The organism is Cobetia sp. MMG027, from assembly GCF_027947415.1.
Classification (GTDB): domain Bacteria; phylum Pseudomonadota; class Gammaproteobacteria; order Pseudomonadales; family Halomonadaceae; genus Cobetia; species Cobetia marina.
The window spans coordinates 239,925-261,620 of the sequence record NZ_JAQJIO010000001.1 but is presented as its reverse complement, the minus strand read 5'-3'; the positions used below and the strand labels follow the sequence as shown (position 1 = coordinate 261,620).

General features: G+C 63.4%; 18 protein-coding genes. 7 read left to right on the top strand and 11 right to left on the bottom strand.

Going from position 1 to position 21,696, the window contains the following annotated elements; genetic code table 11:
• Nucleotides 1–3 precede the first annotated feature (3 nt).
• The 3 genes from PJK54_RS01120 to PJK54_RS01110 are packed head-to-tail and all read right to left on the bottom strand — an operon-like array spanning nt 4 to nt 3,253.
• Nucleotides 4–873, bottom strand: a complete 870-nt coding sequence (locus PJK54_RS01120; RefSeq protein ID WP_077372715.1) for a carbohydrate ABC transporter permease — start codon at nt 871–873, stop codon at nt 4–6.
• Nucleotides 873–2,087, bottom strand: coding sequence for an ABC transporter ATP-binding protein (locus PJK54_RS01115; protein WP_271301999.1), 1,215 nt, complete (start codon nt 2,085–2,087; stop codon nt 873–875). Before PJK54_RS01115 ends, PJK54_RS01120 begins: the two co-directional genes overlap by 1 nt.
• Complete coding sequence (locus PJK54_RS01110; RefSeq protein ID WP_084209007.1) at nt 2,087–3,253, bottom strand: ABC transporter ATP-binding protein; 1,167 nt, start codon at nt 3,251–3,253, stop codon at nt 2,087–2,089. Before PJK54_RS01110 ends, PJK54_RS01115 begins: the two co-directional genes overlap by 1 nt.
• Nucleotides 3,254–3,691: 438 nt before the next feature.
• Between PJK54_RS01110 and PJK54_RS01105 the strand changes: the two genes are divergently transcribed.
• A complete protein-coding gene (locus PJK54_RS01105; RefSeq protein ID WP_271301998.1) occupies nt 3,692–5,716 on the top strand; it encodes a sigma-54-dependent Fis family transcriptional regulator in 2,025 nt (674 codons plus the stop codon).
• 141 nt (nt 5,717–5,857) lie between these two features.
• On the opposite strand, the gene PJK54_RS01100 is transcribed toward PJK54_RS01105, so the two are convergent.
• The 6 genes from PJK54_RS01100 to PJK54_RS01075 form a co-directional block, all read right to left on the bottom strand.
• Complete coding sequence (locus PJK54_RS01100) at nt 5,858–6,709, bottom strand: ABC transporter permease (protein WP_077372706.1); 852 nt, start codon at nt 6,707–6,709, stop codon at nt 5,858–5,860.
• Between the two features lie 3 nt (nt 6,710–6,712).
• Nucleotides 6,713–8,014 (bottom strand): ABC transporter permease, encoded by a 1,302-nt coding sequence (locus PJK54_RS01095; protein ID WP_077372703.1) that lies wholly within the window; start codon nt 8,012–8,014, stop codon nt 6,713–6,715.
• A gap of 158 nt (nt 8,015–8,172) precedes the next feature.
• Nucleotides 8,173–9,330 carry an extracellular solute-binding protein gene (locus tag PJK54_RS01090; protein WP_271301997.1) on the bottom strand — a complete coding sequence of 386 codons (1,158 nt, stop codon included), beginning with the start codon at nt 9,328–9,330 and terminating at the stop codon, nt 8,173–8,175.
• Nucleotides 9,331–9,430: 100 nt separating this feature from the next.
• Nucleotides 9,431–10,570 (bottom strand): ABC transporter ATP-binding protein, encoded by a 1,140-nt coding sequence (locus PJK54_RS01085; RefSeq protein ID WP_373996111.1) that lies wholly within the window; start codon nt 10,568–10,570, stop codon nt 9,431–9,433.
• Nucleotides 10,571–11,002: 432 nt separating this feature from the next.
• Complete coding sequence (locus tag PJK54_RS01080; RefSeq protein WP_043334518.1) at nt 11,003–11,164, bottom strand: YqaE/Pmp3 family membrane protein; 162 nt, start codon at nt 11,162–11,164, stop codon at nt 11,003–11,005.
• An 82-nt stretch (nt 11,165–11,246) separates the two neighbouring features.
• Nucleotides 11,247–11,507 (bottom strand): hypothetical protein, encoded by a 261-nt coding sequence (locus tag PJK54_RS01075; RefSeq protein ID WP_240499559.1) that lies wholly within the window; start codon nt 11,505–11,507, stop codon nt 11,247–11,249.
• Nucleotides 11,508–11,842: 335 nt separating this feature from the next.
• On the opposite strand from PJK54_RS01075, the gene PJK54_RS01070 reads away from it, so the two are divergent.
• The 4 genes from PJK54_RS01070 to PJK54_RS01055 all read left to right on the top strand — a co-directional run bounded on the left by PJK54_RS01070 (nt 11,843) and on the right by PJK54_RS01055 (nt 16,915).
• Complete coding sequence (locus tag PJK54_RS01070; RefSeq protein ID WP_077372697.1) at nt 11,843–12,592, top strand: glutathione peroxidase; 750 nt, start codon at nt 11,843–11,845, stop codon at nt 12,590–12,592.
• A 114-nt stretch (nt 12,593–12,706) separates the two neighbouring features.
• Nucleotides 12,707–14,191, top strand: coding sequence for a dihydrolipoyl dehydrogenase (locus PJK54_RS01065; protein WP_077372695.1), 1,485 nt, complete (start codon nt 12,707–12,709; stop codon nt 14,189–14,191).
• A 212-nt stretch (nt 14,192–14,403) separates the two neighbouring features.
• The gene (locus PJK54_RS01060; protein WP_084209010.1) at nt 14,404–14,823 is read left to right on the top strand and encodes a CBS domain-containing protein; all 420 of its coding nucleotides are present in this window, start codon (nt 14,404–14,406) and stop codon (nt 14,821–14,823) included.
• Nucleotides 14,824–15,478: 655 nt separating this feature from the next.
• On the top strand, nt 15,479–16,915 hold the full coding sequence (locus PJK54_RS01055; protein WP_271301996.1) for a D-serine ammonia-lyase: 1,437 nt from the start codon (nt 15,479–15,481) through the stop codon (nt 16,913–16,915).
• Here PJK54_RS01055 and PJK54_RS01050 read toward each other — a convergent pair.
• On the bottom strand, nt 16,892–17,476 hold the full coding sequence (locus PJK54_RS01050; protein ID WP_084209012.1) for a YqaA family protein: 585 nt from the start codon (nt 17,474–17,476) through the stop codon (nt 16,892–16,894). The genes PJK54_RS01055 and PJK54_RS01050 overlap by 24 nt on opposite strands.
• Nucleotides 17,477–17,625: 149 nt before the next feature.
• The gene (gene glcC / locus PJK54_RS01045; protein WP_077372683.1) at nt 17,626–18,441 is read right to left on the bottom strand and encodes a transcriptional regulator GlcC; all 816 of its coding nucleotides are present in this window, start codon (nt 18,439–18,441) and stop codon (nt 17,626–17,628) included.
• Nucleotides 18,442–18,801: 360 nt separating this feature from the next.
• Between glcC and glcD the strand changes: the two genes are divergently transcribed.
• Together glcD and glcE are read left to right on the top strand one after the other, a co-directional pair.
• A complete protein-coding gene (gene glcD, locus PJK54_RS01040; RefSeq protein WP_271301995.1) occupies nt 18,802–20,301 on the top strand; it encodes a glycolate oxidase subunit GlcD in 1,500 nt (499 codons plus the stop codon).
• Between the two features lie 181 nt (nt 20,302–20,482).
• The gene (gene glcE / locus PJK54_RS01035) at nt 20,483–21,685 is read left to right on the top strand and encodes a glycolate oxidase subunit GlcE (RefSeq protein ID WP_271301994.1); all 1,203 of its coding nucleotides are present in this window, start codon (nt 20,483–20,485) and stop codon (nt 21,683–21,685) included.
• Nucleotides 21,686–21,696 lie beyond the last annotated feature (11 nt).

Sequence of the window (21,696 nt, the reverse complement as noted above, 5' to 3'; positions counted from 1 at the left end):
TCCTCAGGCGTCGTCACTGTCCTGGTGGGTCATGGCGGTATAGAACAGCCACGAGACCAGCAGGATGATGAGGAAGTAGATCAGCGAGAAGGCAGCGGCGCGTCCGAGATCGAACTGGCCGATCGCCATCTGGGTCAAGGTCTGGGACAGGAAGGTCGTGGTGGTACCCGGCCCGCCACCGGTGAGGACGAAGGGCTCGGTGTAGATCATGAAGCTGTCCATGAAGCGCAGCATGATGCCGATCAGCAGCACGCTCTTGAGCTTGGGCAGCTGGATGTAGCGGAACACGGCCCAGGGTGAGGCACGGTCGATGCGCGCAGCCTGATAGTAGACATCGGGAATGGCGCGTAGCCCCGAGTAGCACAGCAGTGCCACCAGCGACGTCCAGTGCCAGACATCCATCACCAGCACCGTCACCCAGGCATCGGCCGGGTTGGAGGCGTAGTTGTAATCGATGCCCAGTTGTCCCAGCGCCCAGCCATAGAGCCCGATGTCCTCACGCCCGATGATCTGCCAGATGGTGCCGACCACGTTCCAGGGAATCAGCAGCGGCAGGGCCAGCAGGATCATGCACAGCGAGACCATGAAGCCCTTGCGCGGCATCGAGAGCGCCACGGCGATCCCCAGCGGAATCTCGATGGCGAGAACCGCGAAGGAATAGACGAACTGGCGAACCAGCGAGTCGTGCAGGCGCTCGTCGCGCAGGATCTCGCGATACCATTCGGTCCCCACGAAGAAGCGCGTGGAGGGATCGAAGATGTCCTGCACCGAGTAGTTGACCACCGTCATCATCGGGATGATGGCCGAGAACGCCACCACGATGACCACCGGCAGCACCAGCCACCAGGCGCGATTGTTGTGTGTGCGTTGCATCAGGCGTTTCCTCCCGGCTGCTCTCCACTTTCCCCTCTGGCAAAGCTGTCCGCTTCGCCGCTGTCGGGCGCGCCGGCCTGTGACAGGTCCAGCAGATGCTCATCGAGATAGAAGCGCTGCCAGCGGGCCGGTAGCCGCAGCCGCACACGCCCGACAGGGATAGGCGCATCTTCCTCGATACGTGCCTTGAAGATGCAGCCACCGCCGATGTCGAGATCCACTACCTTGTAGGTGCCAAGATCCTGCACCAGCGTGACCTGACCACTGAGCCAATGCTCGCGGATGTCGGAAACCGCCGCAGCGGGTGAGCTGTCGCTGGCCTCGAGCTCGACGAATTCGGGGCGAATGCCCAGCTTCAGCTCGCCCTTGCGCTCCTCAAGCGTCGCCAGCAGCGCCCGTGGAAGGTGCAGCAAGGGCGCGTCCTCCCCCGCCCCGAGCCGCACGCCCTCTGATTCCAGCGTGATGCTGGCCAGATTCATGCCCGGCGAGCCGATGAAGTAGCCCACGAAGGTGTGAGCGGGGTCCTCGAACAGCTCGCGCGGGGTACCGAACTGCACGATGCGGCCTTCATACATCACCGCGATCTTGTCGGCGAAGGTCGAGGCCTCCAGCTGGTCATGGGTGACGTAGACCATGGTGATGTTGAACTGCTCATGGATCTGCTTGAGCTTGCGCCGCAGCTTCCACTTGAGGTGGGGGTCGATGACGGTCAGCGGTTCATCGAACAGGATGGCGGCCACGTCATCACGCACCAGCCCGCGGCCCATCGAGACCTTCTGCTTCTCGTCGGCCGTCAGGTTGCTGGCACGCCGCGTCAGCAGGTCTTCCAGCTCCAGCACCTGGGCGATCTCACGTACCCGAGACTGCACCTTGTGCTCCGGCTGGCGCTGATTGCGCAGTGGGAAGGCCAGATTGTCGAAGACCGTCATGGTGTCGTAGACCACCGGGAACTGGAACACCTGAGCGATGTTGCGCTCTTCCGGCGGCAGCCGATTGACCACGCGATCATCGAAGCGCACCTCGCCCTCGGAGGGGGCCAGCAGCCCGGAGATGATGTTGAGCAGCGTGCTCTTGCCACAGCCCGACGGGCCGAGCAGCGCATAGGCACCGCCCTGCTGCCAGACATGGTTCATGCGCCGGATGGCGTAGTCACTGTCAGCCGCAGGCGTCGCCAGGTAGCTGTGCGCCAGTTCATTGAGGTGTATTTCCGCCATCAGGCCAGCCCTCCGCCAGTCGTGGTGGGTCGCTCGGGCGAGCGGATCAGTGCCCCGTCGCCGCCCGGGCCTGCCACTTCACCGCCAGCGCGGCCCTTGTCATCCGCGAAGACGAACAACTTGTGCGCGGGGGCATAGACCCGGATGGCATCATCCACGGCGAAGTCGTGGATACCGGACAGGTGCAGCACCAGGGAGTGATCGTCATTGCTGACATGCAGGAAGGTCTCGGAGCCGGAGATCTCGGCGATATCCACCGTGACGGCGAACTCGAGATCATCGTCGGCCAGCGGCGCCAACCCCAGATGACTGGGACGGATACCGAAGCGATAGGCCCCGCTCTCGAGCCCCACCAGTGGTGTGGGCAGCACGAACCGGCTGCCCTGCTCGCCGGCACTGGCGGCACCGGAGAACGCCAGTTCACGCCCACGCACCTCGGCCTCGAACAGATTGATCTGCGGCTCAGAGTAGAGCTTCGCCGCCTCGACACTCACCGGATGATGGTAGACGGCCTCGGTAGGCCCGGACTGCAACACCCGCCCTTCATGCATCAGGGTGGTGGTGCCACCGAGCGCCAGCGCCTCACCGGGTTCGGTGGTGGCGTAGACGGCGATGGTGTTGCGGGTCGCGAACAGGCTGCGCATCTCGTGGCGCAACTCTTCGCGCAGCTTGTAATCAAGATTGACCAGCGGCTCATCGAACAGCACCAGGTCAGCATCCTTGACCAGCGCCCGCGCCATGGCCGTACGCTGCTGCTGACCGCCGGAGAGCTCCGCCGGCTGACGCGCGAGAAACTGCTCGATATGCAGCATCTCGGCGATCTCGTGCACGCGGCGACGGATTTCCTCCGGCGCCATGCGCGCCAGCTTCAGCGGCGAGGCGATGTTGTCGTAGACGCTCAGACTCGGGTAGTTGATGAACTGCTGATAGACCATCGAGATGTTGCGCTCGCGCACCGGGCGGCCGGTCACGTCCTCGCCGTTCATCACGATTCGCCCATCACTGGGCACATCGAGGCCTGCCATCAGGCGCATCAGTGAGGTCTTGCCGGACAAGGTGCGTCCCAGCAGCACATTGAAGGAGCCGGGCTCGAAGGTCAGGTCCACCCTGTCGATATGGGTCTCGCGGCCAACCCGGCGGGTGACCGCCTCAAGGCTCAAGGACATGGCGCTGTCTCGTCTGGTGAAAGTCATCGGGGCAGGGACACGGCCAACCGCTGCCGAGTGTTCATACCCACCTGGTGGCTCTCATCTAGCGAACCCTGTGCCAGCCGCGCGCAATCCCGTCGTCACAGACGCCCTCCACACGCCCTCGGATACCGCCAGATCGCCCTCTTTCGCTGATCATTCAGCCACTTGCCAGATGCGACCAAGGCAGGGGCAGACCATGGTCTAGCCCGTCAACCACCCCGTCTGCCGCTACTCTGATGAACAGTGTCTGAACACTGGAGTCCTCGGAACTGAACACTCGCCACGCACAAGTGAACATTGCCGTGAACACTCCCCCAGACCGAAAACAGCATCGATGACAGCACCGATAACAGCACCGATAACAGCATCAATAACAACAGAGGCCTGAAAGGCCCGCCGCACAAGGGATGTCTCATGACAGCACGCCATCATTCCGCCAGCCACGTCGATAACCACGTCGATAACCACACCGCCGCCACCCCAGCTCACTCCACGCCCCATCCCGCCGCTGCTCCCGTGGCACTTCAGCATTCCTCACTGGTGTGTCCGCCGGAAGAGCTCGTCTGGCGTCAGCGTCAGGCCGCCAGCCTGATGGCGACGGTGGCGTCAGCGGTGGCCGGTCATACCCTTAACCTGCTCGATCACTGGCAGGCGTGTCTGGTACTGACCGACCGCGACGGCGTGGTGCTGGCAAGCTACGGCCATCAACAGCTGCTGGGCAATGACGCCACCCTGCTGCGCCCCGGCGCGCGCTGGCGCGAGGAATCGCTGGGGCATAACGCCATTGCCGAGACGCTGAATGCGCCGCGCGCCAATCGCCTCGCACGCATCGCGCTCGACGCGCATGACGCCGAATGCCTCAAGGGGCTGGCCAGTGCCAGTGCCGCCCTGCTGGCGCCCGCCAGCTGGAGCAGCCGCCGCGGGCTGACACCCGGTGCCTGCGAGGGCTGCCTGGGACTGATCTGCGACCCCTATCGCGTCCGCCAGTACAGTCTCGGCATGCTCGGCGTACTGGCGGATGACATCGAGCAACGCCGTCTCGATGAGGCGCTCGGGCATGATCATCATCTGTTGCGCCTGCATCTCAACCGTTCTCAGCTGGACTCGCCCAGCGCCGCCCTGCTGGCCGTCACGCCGCAGGGCCAGGTCGCGGCCGCCAGTCGCAGAGGGCTGCAACTTCTGGCAGCGCACCTTGAGCTCCCGCCATCGCCAGATTGCGCGGAACACCCGGCGGACAACGACAGCTGCGCCACGCGCGATGACCTCCATCTGTTGCTGGGCCAGCCCCTGGCTCGCTGGCAGCTGGACTGGGCACCGCTGGCCCAGCTTGACGACGCGGAGTGCCTGACGCTCACGCAACACCCGCATTTCACGGGCTACGCCTTGTGCGGTGTCCTGCCCAGGCCACGCATTCAGGCACGCGCTCCAGCCACTCACCCCACCGATGAGCGAACTGGCCCGCTGGCCACTCAGGCCGCTGCCTGCCATCCGAGCCTTGCGCGCCTGCATCATGGCGATGCCGGCTGGGCCCGAGTCTGCGAGCTGCTGGCACGGCTGGTGAACGCTCGCCTGCCACTGCTGCTGCAGGGCGAGACAGGTGTCGGCAAGGAAGAGGTGGTCAAGGCGCTGCATCAGGCCAGTCATCGCGCCCATCAGCCACTGGTCGCCATCAATTGCGCGGCATTGCCCGATGAGCTGGTCGAGGCTGAGCTGTTCGGGTATCGGCGCGGCGCCTTCACCGGTGCCGACCCTGCGGGGCGCGAGGGCCGACTGATCGAGGCCAATGGCGGACGCCTGTTTCTGGATGAGATCGGCGATATGCCACTGCATGTCCAGGCGCGTCTGCTGCGCGTGCTGCAGGAGCGTGAAGTCACCCCGCTGGGCGGCGGCAAGCCGCAGCGAGTCGACTTCGAACTGGTGGCCGCCACCCATCAGCCTCTCAGCGAGCTGGTCAAGGCAGGTCACTTCCGGGCGGACCTCTACTACCGACTGTGTGGCGCCAGCATCGCCCTGCCGCCACTGCGCGATCGCCAGGACATGGCTGGATTGAGCCATGCCCTGCTGACACGGCTGTGCCGGGAGCAGCAACGCGAGCTGCCACGCATCACCCCTGATTTCCTGAACCGTCTCATGCAGCATGATTGGCCAGGCAACGTGCGTGAGCTGGACAATGTGTTGCGTCTGGCACTGGCGCTGTGCGATGGGCCGTCTCTTGAAGCGTGCCACGTGATGCTGTCGGGCGAATTCAGCAGCGCATCGCATGCACAACATTGCGCCATGCTGCCGCCCGAGAAGCCTCCCCTGCCCCCGCTGCATGACCTCTCCAGTGCCGAGGAGCTGCAGAGCGCGCTGGACGCGCTGGGCGGCAACGTCTCGCGTCTCGCTCGGGAGCTGGGCATCAGTCGCACCACGCTCTACAAGCGACTCGGCGCGGCCTGACGCAGCAGGCTTCTCCTCAAGCCCCGGCCCTGAAACGCCCGTGCCCCCGCAGACAGACTCTGCGGGGGCACGGGCGTTTCACACGACTCACATTTCTTACCGCTACCAAGCACCTAACACTCAGCACTCAAGGACAGGGAGTCAGCTCGGCGTCAGGCCGCGCAGGCGCTCATTGCGACGGCGAATCAGCTCCAGTGTCGTCAGCAGCAGGATCGAGACCAGCACCAGGAGCGTGGCCACCGCCAGAATCGTCGGACTGATCTCCTCGCGGATACCGGACCACATCTGGATCGGGATGGTGGTCTGCGCCGGCCCGGCGATGAACAGCACCACCACGACTTCATCGAACGAGGTGATGAAGGCGAACAGCGCACCGGACACCACGCCCGGCGTCACCAGCGGCAGGATGATGCGGAAGAAGGTGCGACTCGGACTGGCCCCCAGCGAGTGCGCCGCCCGCGTCAGAGAGTGATCGAATCCGGAGAGCGTCGCCGTCACCGTGATCACCACGAAGGGAATGCCTAGCGCGGTGTGCGCCAGAATCACGCCCAGATAGGTCTGCGTCAGCCCCAGCTTCGAGAAGAAGAAGAACATCGCCGCGGCACTGATGATCAATGGCACGATCATCGGCGAGATCAGGATCGCCATGATGGTGTTGCGAAACGGCATGAAGCGACTCGAAAGCCCAAGCGCGGCAAGCGTGCCCAGTACCGTGGCCAGCACCGTCGCACATACCGCGACGAAGATGCTGTTCTTGATCGAGCGCATCCACTCATCCGACGTGAAGAACTCCTGATACCAGCGCAGCGAGTAACCCTCCGGGTCCAGCGACAGCATCTTCTCGGAGAAGGTAAAGTAGGGTTCGGCATTGAACGAGAGCGGAATGATCACCAGGATCGGCCCGATCAGGAACAGGAAGATCAGCGCACAGAGTGCGCAGAACACCCAATGCCAGATCCGCTCACCACGTGTTGCATAGGAAGGTATGGCCATCTGTCACCCCAGTTTGACCTTGTCGACACCGATCAGGCGGTTGTAGACGAGATAGAAGAGGATCACCACGACCAGCAGGATCGAGCCAATGGCCGCTGCCAGTCCCCAGTTGAGCGAGGTCTGCATGTGATAGGCGATGAAGTTGGTGATGAAGCGGCCCGACTGCCCGCCCACCAGTGCCGGCGTGATGTAGTAGCCGATGGAGAGGATGAAGACCAGAATCGAGCCTGCTCCGATACCCGGCAGGGTCTGCGGGAAGTAGACGCGTCGGAAGGCGGTGATCGGCCCGGCACCCAGCGAGCGCGCCGCGTGCATGTAGCTGGGCGGAATGGTCTTCATGACCGAGTACAGCGGCAGGATCATGAAGGGCAGCAGGATGTGGGTCATCGCGATGATGGTGCCGGTCTTGTTGTAGATCATCTGGATGCGCGCCTCCTCGGCGAGTATCCCGACGCCCACCAGCATGTCGTTGAGCACCCCCTGCTGCTGCAGGATCGCGATCCATGTCGTGGTGCGTACCAGAAGCGAAGTCCAGAACGGCAGCAACACCAGAATCATCAGCAGATTGCCGCGCCCGGCAGGCAGGGTCGCCAGCAGCCAGGCCACCGGATAGGCCAGCAACAGACATAGCCCGGTGATCGCGGCGCTCATCCAGAAGGTGCGGATGAACAGCGAGACATGGATCTGCAGATATTCCGGCTTCTCGACGATCTCGCCAGTGGGAGAGAACTGACGATCCACCGCCGCCAGATAGTAGGAAGCCGTGTAAGGCGTGGACTCGCGCTTGATCAAGCGCCAGATGTCCGGGTCCTGCCAGTCCTCATCGGCCTCGATCAATGCCGCCTTGTAAGGGGCCTCCATGCGAGCGGCCTTGCGTGCACTCTTCATGAACAGTGAGCGCATGCCCGACATTTCATAGTTGAGACGTGAAGCGACACGCCCGAGATTGCGCGCCTTGAGGCCCGCGGCAAGGTCATCTGCCAGCGCGGCGTAGGTAGCCTCATCCGGCAATCCCTCGCCGTCCCAGTCAACCAGCGCCTCACTGGTGCGCGGCAGATAGGTGGAGACTTCCGGGTTGTCGACACTGCGCGACAGCATGTCGAAGATGGGCATGACGAAGGCCAGCCCGATGAAGATCAACAGCGGTGCCACCAGCAGCAACGCCTTGAGACGGCTGCGGCGGATGGCACGATTGAGACTCTGTTTCAGGGGCACGCCGTCGGCGGTGGTCAGTGCCGCGCCGGGTGCTCCATTAGGGTCATGTTCTGCGCTTCCGGACGTGGCCGGGGCGGAGGAATCGCTCATCCTGCACTCCTTGATCGGCTATCCGAGGATGCCTGAGCCGTCAGCCGATTCCCGCACGTGAAGGCGGGGACGAGCACGAACTGCCGGGCGATCAGGCATGATCAAAAAGGCCCCGGCGCGCGGTCGTGCGCCACCGGGGCCATCGGGACAGTGCGGAATCAGCGTGCCAGCCAGGCGTTGAAGCGCTGGCTCAGCTCATCGAGGTTGTCGGCCCAGAACTCGTCATCCTTGGGAATGGCGGTCTCGAAGTTGGGGCCGTAGGTCGGCATGTGCGGCTTCATGTCGATGCCCGTATCGGCGTGGGTCGAGACCAGCGCCGCAGACGAGGTACGTGCCGGGCCGTAGGAGATGTACTTGGCCTGATCCGCCAGACGCTGGGTGTCGGTGGCAAACATCAGGTAATCCTTGACCTTGTCGAGCTTGCCGGTCGGGACGACCCAGCCGTCCAGCTCGAACACCTGAGCATCCCAGACGATGGCGAAGGGCTGCTTCTCGTTGACCTCGGCATTGAAGATACGGCCGTTGTAGGCAGAGGCGAAGGCCACTTCCTTGTCCGCCAGCAGCTGCGGCGGCTGGGCACCCTCCTCCCACCAGATGACGCTGTCCTTGATGGTATCGAGCTTGGCGAAGGCACGCTCGATGCCTTCATCGGTCTCCAGCATGTCGTAGACCTCTTCCGGTGCCACACCATCAGCGACCAGTGCCCATTCCATGTTGTTGATCGGCTTCTTCTGCAACGCACGCTTGCCGGGGAACTCCTCGAGATTGAAGACATCATCGATGGAATCCGGCTGCTTGTCCTCGGGGAACATCTCGGTATTGAAGGCCACGATGTTGGAATAGACGATCTGCGGCACGAAGCACTCACTGAGCGAGCCTTCGATGAAATCCTCACTGGCCGGTGTTCCATCCGGCGCTGCCGCGAACAGGGTGTCCGGGTCCAGCGGCTCGATCAGCCCTTCGGAGCAGGCGATCAGCGCGTCGCTGGGCAACATGTCGACCAGATCCCAGGTGACGTTGCCTGCCTGTACCTGGGCACGCAGCCCCGAGAGCGCATTGGACGACTTGTCGATATTGACGACGGTATCGCCGCTCTTCTCTTCCCATGGCTCGTGATAGGCCTTGAGCTGGCTTTCACTGTACGCCCCGCCCCACGACACGATATTGAGTGTCTCGGCCTGAGCCGCGGTGGCGCCAAGGCTTGCCGTGGCGACCGCCACGACCAGAGCGGCACGCAGTGGCATGCTTGCCCCTGTGCAGGAACGCGACACCTGGGCGATGCGACGTGAAGAGATGAATCGATTGATCACTGACATGGGTGAATCTCCCTGAATTCTTGTTGTTGTACTGCACTCTTGTCGCGAATCGTGCTGTTGCTCTCTCGGGTAAGGCCTGCGTTCGTCTCCTATGCTGTCGTCAGGCATCCAGTGCTCGGCAATCGCAGGCATCCCACCCGACCTGCAATGTCTGTCCGGGCCGCAAGGGTGGATAGCCTTCGGCATTGGGTGTCTTGATGATGAATTCGTCACTGCCACATACCGCCACTCGCGTGCGCAGATGATCTCCAAGATAGATCACCTCAAGCACCTCGGCGGTAAAGACATTGTCGGGGGGGGATGAAACACCTGCCTCTTCGCTGGACAGCAGGCGCACCCGCTCCGGGCGGAGCGACAGCTGGGTACGCTCGCCAATCTCATTGACGGCGACCTTGAGTGCCCGCACCTGCTCGCCACTGTCGAGGGTCACGGTGCAATGCGCGTCTTGTGCTTCCAGCTGTGTGACCTGCCCGTTGAGGCGGTTGTTCTCGCCGATGAAATAGGCGACGAAGGCATTCTCCGGCGCTTCATATAGCGCCTCGGGGGTCGCCAGCTGCTGGACGATGCCATCATTGAAGACCGCGATGCGGTCCGACATGGTCAGCGCTTCCGTCTGATCATGGGTCACGTAGAGCATGGTGACGCCGAGACGCTGGTGGATGCGCTTGATCTCGAACTGCATCTCTTCACGCAGATTCTTGTCAAGCGCCCCCAGCGGCTCATCCATCAGCACCAGTTCCGGCTCGAAGACCAGCGCGCGCGCCAGGGCGACCCGCTGTTGCTGTCCGCCGGAGAGTTGTCCAGGGCGGCGATCCCCGAATTCGCCGAGCCGCACCATGTCCAGTGCATTGGCCACCTTGGTGGAAATCTCTTCCTTGCTCATGCCGCGCACTTCCAGCGGAAATGCCAGGTTCTCGGCCACGCTCATGTGCGGAAACAGGGCGTAATTCTGGAAGACCATGCCGATGCCGCGCTTGTGCGGTGGCAAGTCGTTGATGGGGGTACCGTCGAGAAGGATGTCGCCATGAGTCGGCGTTTCGAAACCCGCCATCATCATCAGGCAGGTGGTCTTGCCGGAACCGGACGGCCCCAGCAGGGTGACGAACTCGCCGCGCCGGACTTCAAGATTGAAGCCCTTGACCACCAGCGTTTCGCCGTCATAGCTCTTTTGCACATCATTGAAGATCGCGAAGCAGGAGCTGGTCTCCTGCGGCGCGTCGGGCTCTGCAGTCATGACCATGCGTGGTATCCATCATGTTGTTGTTATCGCGAAGCCCGCGATCGACCGGGCTTCACCCGCCCCGTGATCACTGCTCTCACTGCCATTTGACCCTACGGTGGCAGACCAAAGGCGACAAGCGGCACTCCCGCTGAATAGCGTTGAAAGCAGGCTATGCGAAAGTCTGAACATTGGACTATGAGCACGTTGCTTCCCGCCGCGAACCTCTCTCGCGGGACTCACGGGGCAAGGGCCTTGCCCGGCGAGCGCCCACTAGAAAGCCCCGCCTGCACGAATGTCAGACGGGGCCTCAGATCTTTCAACTTTCCAGGCCAGGTGGCGGCACCGATCATGTCAGCCGGTCGAATCAGCCGGTCAAGTTCGCAATGCCTCACGGGATGCGAACCCGCCACACGGGGCCCGGACCGCCCGGATCGGGTCGCCCAGACCGGGTCAGAACTTGGTGATGACCCACACGGCGTGGATGATCCCCGGCAGGAAGCCGAAACAGGTCAGGATGATGTTGATCCAGAAATGCTTGTTGGCGACCCCCACCTGCATCAGTACGCCCAGCGGCGGAAGGATGATGGCCAGAATGATGCGAATGATATCCATAGTTTGCTCCTTGCGGGTGGAATTGGGTGACCTGATCCTCTCGTCCAACGTCTACCTGCAGCGTGACACACGAATGACGCACTCATGGCTTCCGTGGCGGTTCATCCTCATCTGTCGAGTCCTGCGACTTGACCCGGGAGTCACGATTGACCTTCTGTGCAAGCGACTCGGACTCCGCTGCCAGTTGCTCGTGATAACGCTCCCAGTCCTCCCAGTCATGTGGCGTGCCACTGCGGGGGCGGTGACTGCCCGACTCACGTGCACGTGCCCAGGCGTGTTCTTCCAGACTCTGAGGCTTGTCCTCCTCCTTGTCCTTGTCGCCATCCAGGCCGTGCTTTGCCATGTACTCTCTTGCGTTCATCTGCTGCCTCGCTTGTCAGGCGCGAAACCTGACGATGCTGTGACTTACCCACTACCTGCGGCTGACACCGAGCAATATCAAGCCTGCACACCGCTTTCGAACAAAAAACTCCGCAAACGTTCAGTCGTCCAGGCTCACGTCATCAAGAAAAGCTATCGTATCGCTTGATGCAATCAAATTCACCCGCCCCCGGCATCTGCATAGACTGGCTCCAGTTTCGCAAGGCACTGATTCTTCGAGGTCCTGCTTTCCTTTTCGAAGTCTTCATCGCCTGCCAACCCATTCAGTATTCTCTTGTCGAGATCGGAGCCAATTTCATGCAACTCGAGTCACACGAAGGCCAGCAAGTCCCCAACGTCAGCTTCAAGATTCGCCGCGACGGCCGTCTGGTCGAGCGCACCAGCGAGGAGATCTTCTCGGGCCGCAACGTGGTGGTCTTCGCCCTGCCGGGTGCCTTCACCCCGACCTGTTCCTCCACCCACCTGCCGCGTTACAACGAACTGGCCGATCGTTTCTATGCGGTCGGGATCGACGAGATCGTCTGCCTGTCGGTCAACGACGCCTTCGTCATGGAATCCTGGGGCGAGCATCAGGAAGCCGAGAACCTGAGCCTGATCGCCGATGGCAACGGTGACTTCGCACAGGGCATGGGCATGCTGGTCGACAAGAGCGATATCGGCTTCGGCAAGCGCAGCTGGCGCTACTCCATGCTGGTGCGCAACGGCGTGGTCGAGAAGCAGTTCATCGAGCCGCAGAAACCGGGCGACCCCTTTGAAGTCTCCGACGCCGACACCATGCTGGATTATCTGGACCCGGAAGCAGGCCGTCCCAGCTTCGCCACCCTGTTCAGCAAGCCGGGCTGCCCGTACTGCGCACGTGCCAAGCAGATGCTTGATGAAGCCCGCATCAGCTACGAAGTCATCGAAGTCGGCACCCGTGGCGTGACCTCTCGCACCCTGCGCGCCATGACCGGCCAGGCCACCGTGCCTCAGGTCTGGATCGACGGTGAGCACGTCGGCGGCAGCGATGAAGTCGCCCGCTACTTCGGCAGCCTGACCAGCGCCTGAGCGCTTCACGCTGACGTAACCCCATCGCCATCTCGTTTCATCATGCGCGGGTCACCCCGCGCCTGAGACCCCATTCAGTCAGGTGCGCCGCTGGCGCACCTTGAGGAGTACGACGTGAACGAACGCCAGGTTGAAGTCGCCATCATCGGCGCAGGCAGTGCAGGACTCGGCGCCTATCGCGCCGCCAAGGCCCACACCGATTCCGTGGTCATGATCGAGGGCGGCCCCTACGGCACCACCTGTGCCCGTGTCGGCTGCATGCCCTCCAAGCTCTTGATCAGTGCGGCGGAAGCCGCGCATCACGCCCGTGATACCGCACCGTTCGGCATCAATATCGAAGGCGAGGTCAAGGTGGATGGCCGCGCCGTGATGGACCGCGTCAAGCGTGAGCGCGACCGCTTCGTCGGTTTCGTGGTCGAGTCCGTGGAAGGCATCCCGCCGCAGGACAAGCTGCGCGGCAATGCACGTTTCGAGACCGCCAACAGCCTGATCATCGGCGACAACGAGACCCGCGTGACCTTCGAGCGTGTCGTGATCGCCACCGGCTCACGCCCCAGCTACCCGGGCTTCTTCGAGAATGCCGGTGACCGCCTGATCATCAACGATAACGTCTTCGAGTGGGACGACCTGCCGGAATCCGTCGCCGTCTTCGGCCCGGGCGTCATCGGGCTGGAGCTGGGCCAGGCGCTCACGCGTCTCGGCGTGCGCATCCGCATGTTCGGCGTCGGCGGTGCCATCGGCCCGCTGCGTGACGAGAAGCTGCGCGCCAATGCCGATCGCGTCTTCAACGAGGAGTTCTATCTGGACCCGGACGCCAAGGTCGAGAAGATCGAACGTGTCGAGGACGAGAACGGTGCCGGCGTCGAGATCACCTTCATCGAGCGTGGCAGCGAAGCTCGCCTGACCGAGCGTTTCGACTATCTGCTCGCGGCGACCGGTCGTCGCCCGAATGTCGATCGCCTAAATATCGACGCCCTCGGGCTGAAGCTGGACGAGCGCGGCGTGCCGATCTTCAATCGCCACACCCTGCAGACCCGTCTGAGCGACGACACGCCGAGCCATGTCTTCATCGCCGGTGACGCCAACAACGACCTGCCGCTGCTGCACGAGGCCTCCGACGAGGGCCGTATCGCCGGTGACAACGCCGGTCGCTTCCCCGAGGTGCGTGCCGGTCACCGCAAGAGCACCATCGCGGTGGTCTTCAGCGATCCGCAGATGGCGACCATCGGCCTCTCCACCGCCGAGATCGAACAGCGCTACGGTGCCTGCGACTGCTACGCGGTCGGCGAAGTCGACTTCACCGGCCAGGGCCGCTCCCGCGTGATGCGCATGAACAAGGGCATGCTGCGCGTCTATGGCGAGCAAGGCACTGGCCTGCTGCTGGGTGCCGAGATCTTCGGTCCCCGTGCCGAGCACCTCGCCCACCTGCTGGCCTGGTCCCATCAGCAGCGCATGACCATCGAGCAGATGCTGGAAATGCCCTTCTATCACCCGGTGATCGAGGAAGGTCTGCGCACCGCGCTGCGGGATCTCAATGCCAACCTGCAGCTGGGGCCGGCCGTGGTCGAACGCTGCATGGAGTGCGGCCCGGGCGACTGATCTCGCCGCACGACGCTCGGGGAGTCTGATGGCCACTGGCGATCGGACTCCCCGAGACAAGGCGACAAGCGGCGTCGGGCAGCTCACGATGGGATGCTCTATGCTCTGAACGAGACGTCGACATGCCGTCGGCTACCGCCTGGCGGGTAGCCGACATCCATCGAACGACTCCCTGCCCGGGCGTCGTCAGCGGCGAAGCAGGAGACCTGCCCATGAAAGCCACACAACTGAAGGTCCCTTCGACCCTTCGCGACATCATGTCCCGCGACTGTTATCGGGTGAAGGCACGCACCAGCATCCTGGAATTCGCCCACGGCCTGACCCATCACCGTCTGCCGGGTGCGCCTGTGGTCGATGACCTGGATCGTCTGGTCGGTTTCATCTCGGAGCAGGACATCCTCGGCAAGCTGCTCGACAGCGCCTATCACTGCGGCCAACACGCACAGGTCGGTGACCTCATGCGTCACGAGGTCCTGAGTGTCGGCCCCAATGACAGCATCACCGACCTTGCACAGCGCATGAATGGTCATCAGCCCAAGGTCTATCCCGTGGTGGAACAGGGACGCCTGATCGGTGTGGTGACACGTCGTGATGTCCTGAGTGCCCTGCTCACCATGCAGGCGGGTTGCTGAACTGACATCCGGCGCGTGATTGCCTGACGACGCTGGCCAGACATGGCGCCGCGTGAAGGAGCATGCAGAAGCATGCAGCGCCCATGAAAAAGCCCGCGCAGACATCCTGTCTGCGCGGGCTTTTTCATGTCTCTTTGACCATCCGATGTGCGAGGCCTTGCCTCACATGATTACCTGCCAGCTAACCCATTCATGTCCGGGTCATGATTTCTGGAGCGTCACGCCAGGACGGAAAAGCGCTTGCGAACGCAAGTCATGACGTTCTCTCGGGCAATGACGCCGTAGCATTGACTCGATGACCACGCACTCGTGACCAAAAAAAACCGCCAGGCAGTGCATGGCGGTGGATAAGAACAGTTAAAGCCAGACATAACATCGCGATAACATCATGTCCTTGCCAACTATGACTGCAGCTTTGGCATTTCTATCCCGAGGGTGGCCAAAAAAATCGGCCTTTTTTGTCACAGACCTTTACCAGATGTGAAAGCTGGGCTACGTGCGTTGCCTTATGAAGACGCATGAGTCGGCTCGCATCATGTGCAGGGCCGAATGTGCAGGCCCAATTGATCACGAGACATGTCGGGCAAGGACGCGCTAGCCTGAGGCCTGTTCCCCATTGCTGCGCAATCGAGCCCCCCCATCACAAGGACATCGCATGCCTGCCACGCCCCATGATCTGAGTGCCCTCACCCTGCATCATCCGGAAATTGCCACTCTGAGGGCTCGCCGGGAAATCAGCTGGCTGAACCCCGGACGACTCGACATCACGCAAGCGCAGGCCTCGCCGGCATTGCAGGCAAGTGGCGTGGGCGAACAGGATATCGAGGCTGCCGAGGCGCGCCTGGCACGTTTCGCGCCCTGGATTGCCGAGGCCTTTACTGAGACGGCCGCCGCGTCAGGGCGCATCGAATCACCGCTGGTGGCAGCGCCCAGCTTGCAGCAGGCGCTGGGCGAGTCCCTTGCCACGCCTGATACCTCCCATGCCTCCGGGCAGACACTCCCCGGCCGCCTGATGATCAAGTGTGACCATCAACTGCCGATCTCAGGGTCCATCAAGGCACGTGGTGGCATCCACGAGGTGCTCAAGCATGCCGAGCGTCTCGCCATTGACGCAGGGCTTGTGCGTCTTGATGACGACTATCGCACCTTCGAACACCCCGCGATTCAGGCACTGCTGGCCAACCAGCGGATACTGGTGGGCTCCACCGGCAACCTTGGACTCAGCATCGGGATCATGAGTGCCCGACTCGGCTTTCGCGTCACCGTCCACATGTCGGCGGATGCCAAGCAGTGGAAGAAGGATCTGCTGCGCTCGCGTGGCGCAGAGGTCGTGGAGCACAGCGGCGATTACAGCAAGGCGGTCGAGGCTGGACGCCGGGAGGCGCAGCAGCCAGACGCCCACTTCATCGATGATGAAAGCTCGCGGGATCTGTTCATGGGCTACGCCACGGCAGCCAGCCGCCTCGCGCGGCAGCTCGAGGATCAGGGGATTGCCGTGGATGCCCGCCATCCGCTGTGCGTCTACCTGCCGTGTGGCGTCGGCGGCGGCCCGGGCGGCGTGGCCTACGGCCTCAAGCAGGTCTTCGGTGACGCCGTGCACTGCTTCTTCGCCGAGCCGGTCAATTCCCCCTGCATGCTGCTGGGCATGTTGACCGGGAAGCATGACGGCATCGCGGTGGAGGATATCGGACTGGACAATCGCACCTGTGCCGATGGCCTGGCGGTGGGGCGCGCCTCGGCCTTCGTCGGACAGGTGATGGCATCGCTGCTCAGTGGCATCTACACCCTGTCGGATGACAGCATGCTCGAATGGCTGGCGCTGGCGCATGACAGCGAAGGGCTCAAGCTTGAGCCATCGGCGCTGGCCGGGGTGCCCGGCATCATCCGCGTGCTGCGCAATGACGCTCCCGAGTGGCACGCCTGGCGAGCGGCTGTCGGGCTGGATGACGGCGAAGTACAGGCCAGCACCACCCATGTCATATGGGCCACCGGCGGCAGCATGGTGCCCGATGAGATCTGGCAGGCCGACTATCAGCGTGGCAAGGCGTTGCTGGCGACTGCCGGCAGATCAGGCGATGAACGCCTGCCATAACCACACGCCCGTCAGGGTCAGCCCGATCACGCCCAGTGGGCGTGAATAGCGTTGCCAGAGGGCCATCGCCTGATCCTCGACCAATGCCACCAGGGCCGCCAGTCCGAAATAGCGCACTCCGCGCCCGACCAGCGCCGCCAGCAGGAACAGCCCGACCGGATACCCGCTGGCACCGGCGACCAGCATGGCGCTCTGAAAGGGAATCGGCACGATGCCGATCAGCATGATGGCGAGGAAGCCCTGCTCGCTGAAGCGCTGCTGGAAGGCTTCGAAGGCCTGCTGGCCGCCGAAGAAGCTGATCAACCCATCGCCCCACGCCGCCAGTGCATAGGCCCCGAGATAGAACCCCAGCAGCGCCGCGGTGAGGTTGCCGGCCAATGCCACCGCGGCCACTCGCCAGCGGCGCTCGGGATGGCGCAGCATCCACGGGATCAGGATGACCTCGATGGGAATCGGGATCAAAAGGGTTTCCAGCATCGAGGCGATGAACAGCCACAGCATGGCGTGGCGGGATTGATTGAGGCGGTCGAGCCAATCACTCGCGGAAGAGAGTTTCCACATGAAGGCAGCACGTTGTCCTGGATGATGAGCTGACCACTTTGCCTTGAGTCCGCCCCGCTTGCCAGCCTGGCCACACACCTAGCCACACGCCTGACCTCGAAGCCTGTTCTCAAGATCAGCTCTCAAGGCCAGCTCTCAAACCCTGCGCGCTACTCGAAGCCTTCCAGACGCATGGCAGAGCGGATGAGCCGCTCATCTTCCGCTTCCAGCTCACGCAGACTGTCGCGAATGCCGTGCAGGTGGTCCAGCGCCGCGCTTTCGGCAGCGTCCGGCTGCTGGTCCATCACCGCACGATAGATGGCCGTGTGCTGAGCATTGATCTGGCCGCGGGGAATCGGCCGATGGTAGAGATTGCGCAGCGAGGCGAACACCGAGCTGAGCAGCAGGTCATTGATGCCCTTGAGCGTATGCACCAGCACCGGATTGTGGGACGCCTCACAGATGGCGTGATGAAAGGCGTGGTCGTGACGCGCCAGCTGCTGGGCATCCGGCAGCGCCTCATCGCCCTGCGCTGAGGACGGGAAGTCCGGCGGATACTCGCGCACGCAGGCCGCCATTGCCTCGTAATGACGCCGGATCAGTACTCTATCCGCCGGCGTGCCGCGCTGGGCGGCCAGTCGCGCCGACTGCCCCTCCAGCAGCGCGCGCACCTCGAGCAGGTCATACAAGGTGCGCGGCTGGTCCCGAAACAGGTGCATCAACGGACTGATATCGCCGCTCGGCAACAGCTGAGCGACGCTTGAGCCCTTGCCGTGGCGCGTCTCGATGATGCCCTTGCCGCGCAACAGCCTCAGCCCCTCGCGCAGCGAGGCGCGTGAGATACCCAGTCGCTCACAGAGCCTGCGTTCCGAAGGAATCATCTGACCCGGCTTGAGCACACCATCCAGTATCAACTGCTCGAGGCGCGCCGCCGCATGCTCCGGCGCACGCTGCTCACCGCACGCCATTCTCTCTGACACCTGCATCCCTGCCCCTCCCCTGATGAACCGGCCGAGCCAGCCCGGCTGGCCTCTCCCGGGGTGCTCGTCTCTCGTCTGCCGCTCGCCTGCCCACATACGGCAAGGAGACTGCCGCCTTTCTCACTGGTCAGACCACGCTCTCTACCCTAGCGAGCTCTCCTGTCGGCAGCGATACCCGATGACATGAACTAGACGAATGTCTGGTCAGACCACTGTGGCTTCGCATGGACAAGGCGCAGCCCTCACTGCCAGATTGGAGACACACCCGCGCGTCGTGACCTGCACACCCGACACGCCTCATGCATCACCGGCGCAATGGACACCCGACACGGCATCGCGAGTACCGGACTCTCCTGGAGGCATGGCATGAATATCCTGTATGACCCGACGCTGGATGGCCCTCTCCCCCAGCACGAAAAGTCCCGGGTACTGGCGCACCTCACCACGCTGCTGCCCGACCTCACCCTGCTGCATCGCGAAGAGGATCTGCATCCCTTCGAATGTGATGGACTGGCGGCCTATCGCGTCATGCCGATGCTGGTCGCGCTGCCCGAGCGTGTCGAACAGGTCGCCGCCCTGCTGCGCGAATGCCACTCGCTGGGGGTTCCGGTGGTCACGCGCGGTGCTGGCACTGGCCTTTCCGGCGGCGCCTTGCCACTGGAACAAGGCGTGCTGCTGGTGATGTCGCGCATGGCGCGCATTCTCGAGCTCGACCCCGATGCGCGTACCGCGCGCCTGCAACCCGGGGTGCGCAACCTGGCCATTTCAGAAGCTGCCGCCCCATACGGGCTCTACTACGCGCCGGACCCCTCCTCGCAGATCGCCTGCTCCATCGGCGGCAACGTGGCCGAGAATGCCGGCGGCGTGCACTGTCTCAAGTACGGCCTGACCGTGCACAACCTGCTCAAGCTCGAGGTGCTGACCATCGAGGGCGAGGCGATGACGATCGGCGCCGACAGCCTCGACTCCCCCGGGCTGGACCTGCTGGCGCTGATGACAGGCTCCGAAGGCATGCTGGGCGTGGTCACGGAAGTCACGGTGCGTCTGCTGCCCCGCCCCGAGACGGCCAAGGTGCTGATGGCAAGCTTCGCCGATATCGACAAGGCCGGCCGTGCGGTGGGCGACATCATCGCCTGCGGCATCATCCCCGGCGGGCTCGAGATGATGGACAACCTCGCCATCCGCGCCGCCGAGGACTTCATCCACGCGGGCTATCCGGTGGAGGCCGCGGCCATCCTGCTCTGCGAGCTGGATGGTACCGAGGCCGATGTCGTTGATGATTGCGCACGGGTTCGCGAGGTGCTGGAACGCGCCGGTGCCACCGAGATCCGGCTCGCCCGTGATGAGGCCGAGCGCGCGCGCTTCTGGGCCGGACGCAAGAATGCCTTCCCTGCCGTGGGTCGCATGTCGCCCGATTATTACTGCATGGATGGCACCATCCCGCGCCGCGAACTGCCCGCCGTGCTCAACGGTATCGCCGAACTCTCGCGCCAATCGGGGCTCGCAGTGGCCAATGTCTTCCATGCCGGTGACGGCAACATGCACCCGCTGATCCTGTTCGATGCCAACAAGCCCGGGGAGCTTGAGCTGGCCGAGGAGGTCGGCGGCAGGATTCTGGAACTGTGCGTGGCCGCCGGCGGCAGCATCACCGGCGAACATGGCGTGGGCCGCGAGAAGATCAACCAGATGTGCGCGCAGTTCAATCACGAGGAGATCAGCGTCTTCCATGCCGTGAAGGCCGCCTTCGACCCCACCGGGCTGCTCAATCCCGGCAAGAACATCCCGACGCTGGCGCGCTGTGCCGAATTCGGTGCCATGCATGTGCATCACAACCAGCTGCCACATCCGGAGCTGCCGCGCTTCTAGACAGCTGCCGCGTTTCTGGACAGCTTGCGCGCGTCTGGACGGTTTTTCTCGGTTCTGGACAGCTCGCACATTTGCCGCCACCAGACATTCTGCCACCTGATTTTCGCCACTTCATCGCCACTTCATCGCCACTTCATCGCCACTTCATCGCCACTTCATCGCCACTTCATAGAGACATGCCATGCCAGAGCCAGATGATTCGCTCCAGGATCAGGTGCCAAGCCATGCCGAGTGCGCCACACCTGCCGCCAGCCAGCACACGCAGGAACACAATGCCAGTGAGGCACTTTGCGAGCAGGTCCGCGCCGCCCATGAGGCGAGACGCCCGCTGCGCATCGCCGGCAGTGGCAGCAAGGCCTTTCTCGGGCGTAATGTCGAGGCCGAAGGTGTCCTGGACATGCGCACGCACCACGGCATCACCCACTATGACCCCGTGGAGCTGATGGTCTCGGTACGTGCCGGCACTCCGCTGGCGACGCTGGAGGCCGTGCTCGCCGAACAAGGCCAGCATCTGAGCTGCGAGCCGCCCCACTTCGGCCCCGCAGCGACCGTCGGCGGCACCCTTGCCTCTGGACTCAGCGGCCCACGCCGCCCCTGGAGCGACAGCCTGCGCGACCTGGTACTGGGCACGCGCATCATCAGTGCCGACGGCAAGGCGCTGCGCTTCGGCGGCGAAGTGATGAAGAACGTGGCGGGCTACGACCTCTCGCGCCTGATGTGCGGTGCCCAGGGCACGCTGGGCGTGATCAGCGAAGTCTCGCTCAAGGTGATGCCGCGCCCGGTGGCGAGCGAATCGCTGTGCCTGGAGCTAAGTCTCGCCGAGGCGCTGACTCGCCTGGATGCCTGGGGGCGCACGCCGCTGCCGGTCACGGCGACCAGCTGGCATGACGGTCGCCTCACCCTGCGCCTGGAAGGGGGCGAGCGTTCGGTCCAGGCCGGGCGCGAGCAATTGGGCGGCGAGGTGTTGATGCCTGACCAGGCATCGGCGCACTGGACTGAGTTGCGTGAGCACCGCCTGCCCTTCTTCACCGCGCGTGCGCCACATCAGGCCCTGTGGCGACTGTCCTTGCCGCTGGCACTGGATCACGTCGAATGGCAAGCCGCCGTCAGCGAGCTGCTGGGTCATCTTGAGGACGCCGACCTGCTGTGTGACTGGGCAGGCGCCCAGCGCTGGCTTTACAGCGACGCCCCCGCTGACAGGGTTCGTTCGCTGGCCAGCCGGCTGGGTGGCCATGCCATCTGCTACACCCCGGGAGCCGTCGCTGCCGAGGACAGTCCATTGATGCCACTGGCCGCCATCAATGCCCGTTATCACCTCCAGCTCAAGCAGCAGCTGGATCCTCACGGCATCCTCAATCCCGGTCGTCTATATGCCGAGATGTGATTCACTTCATG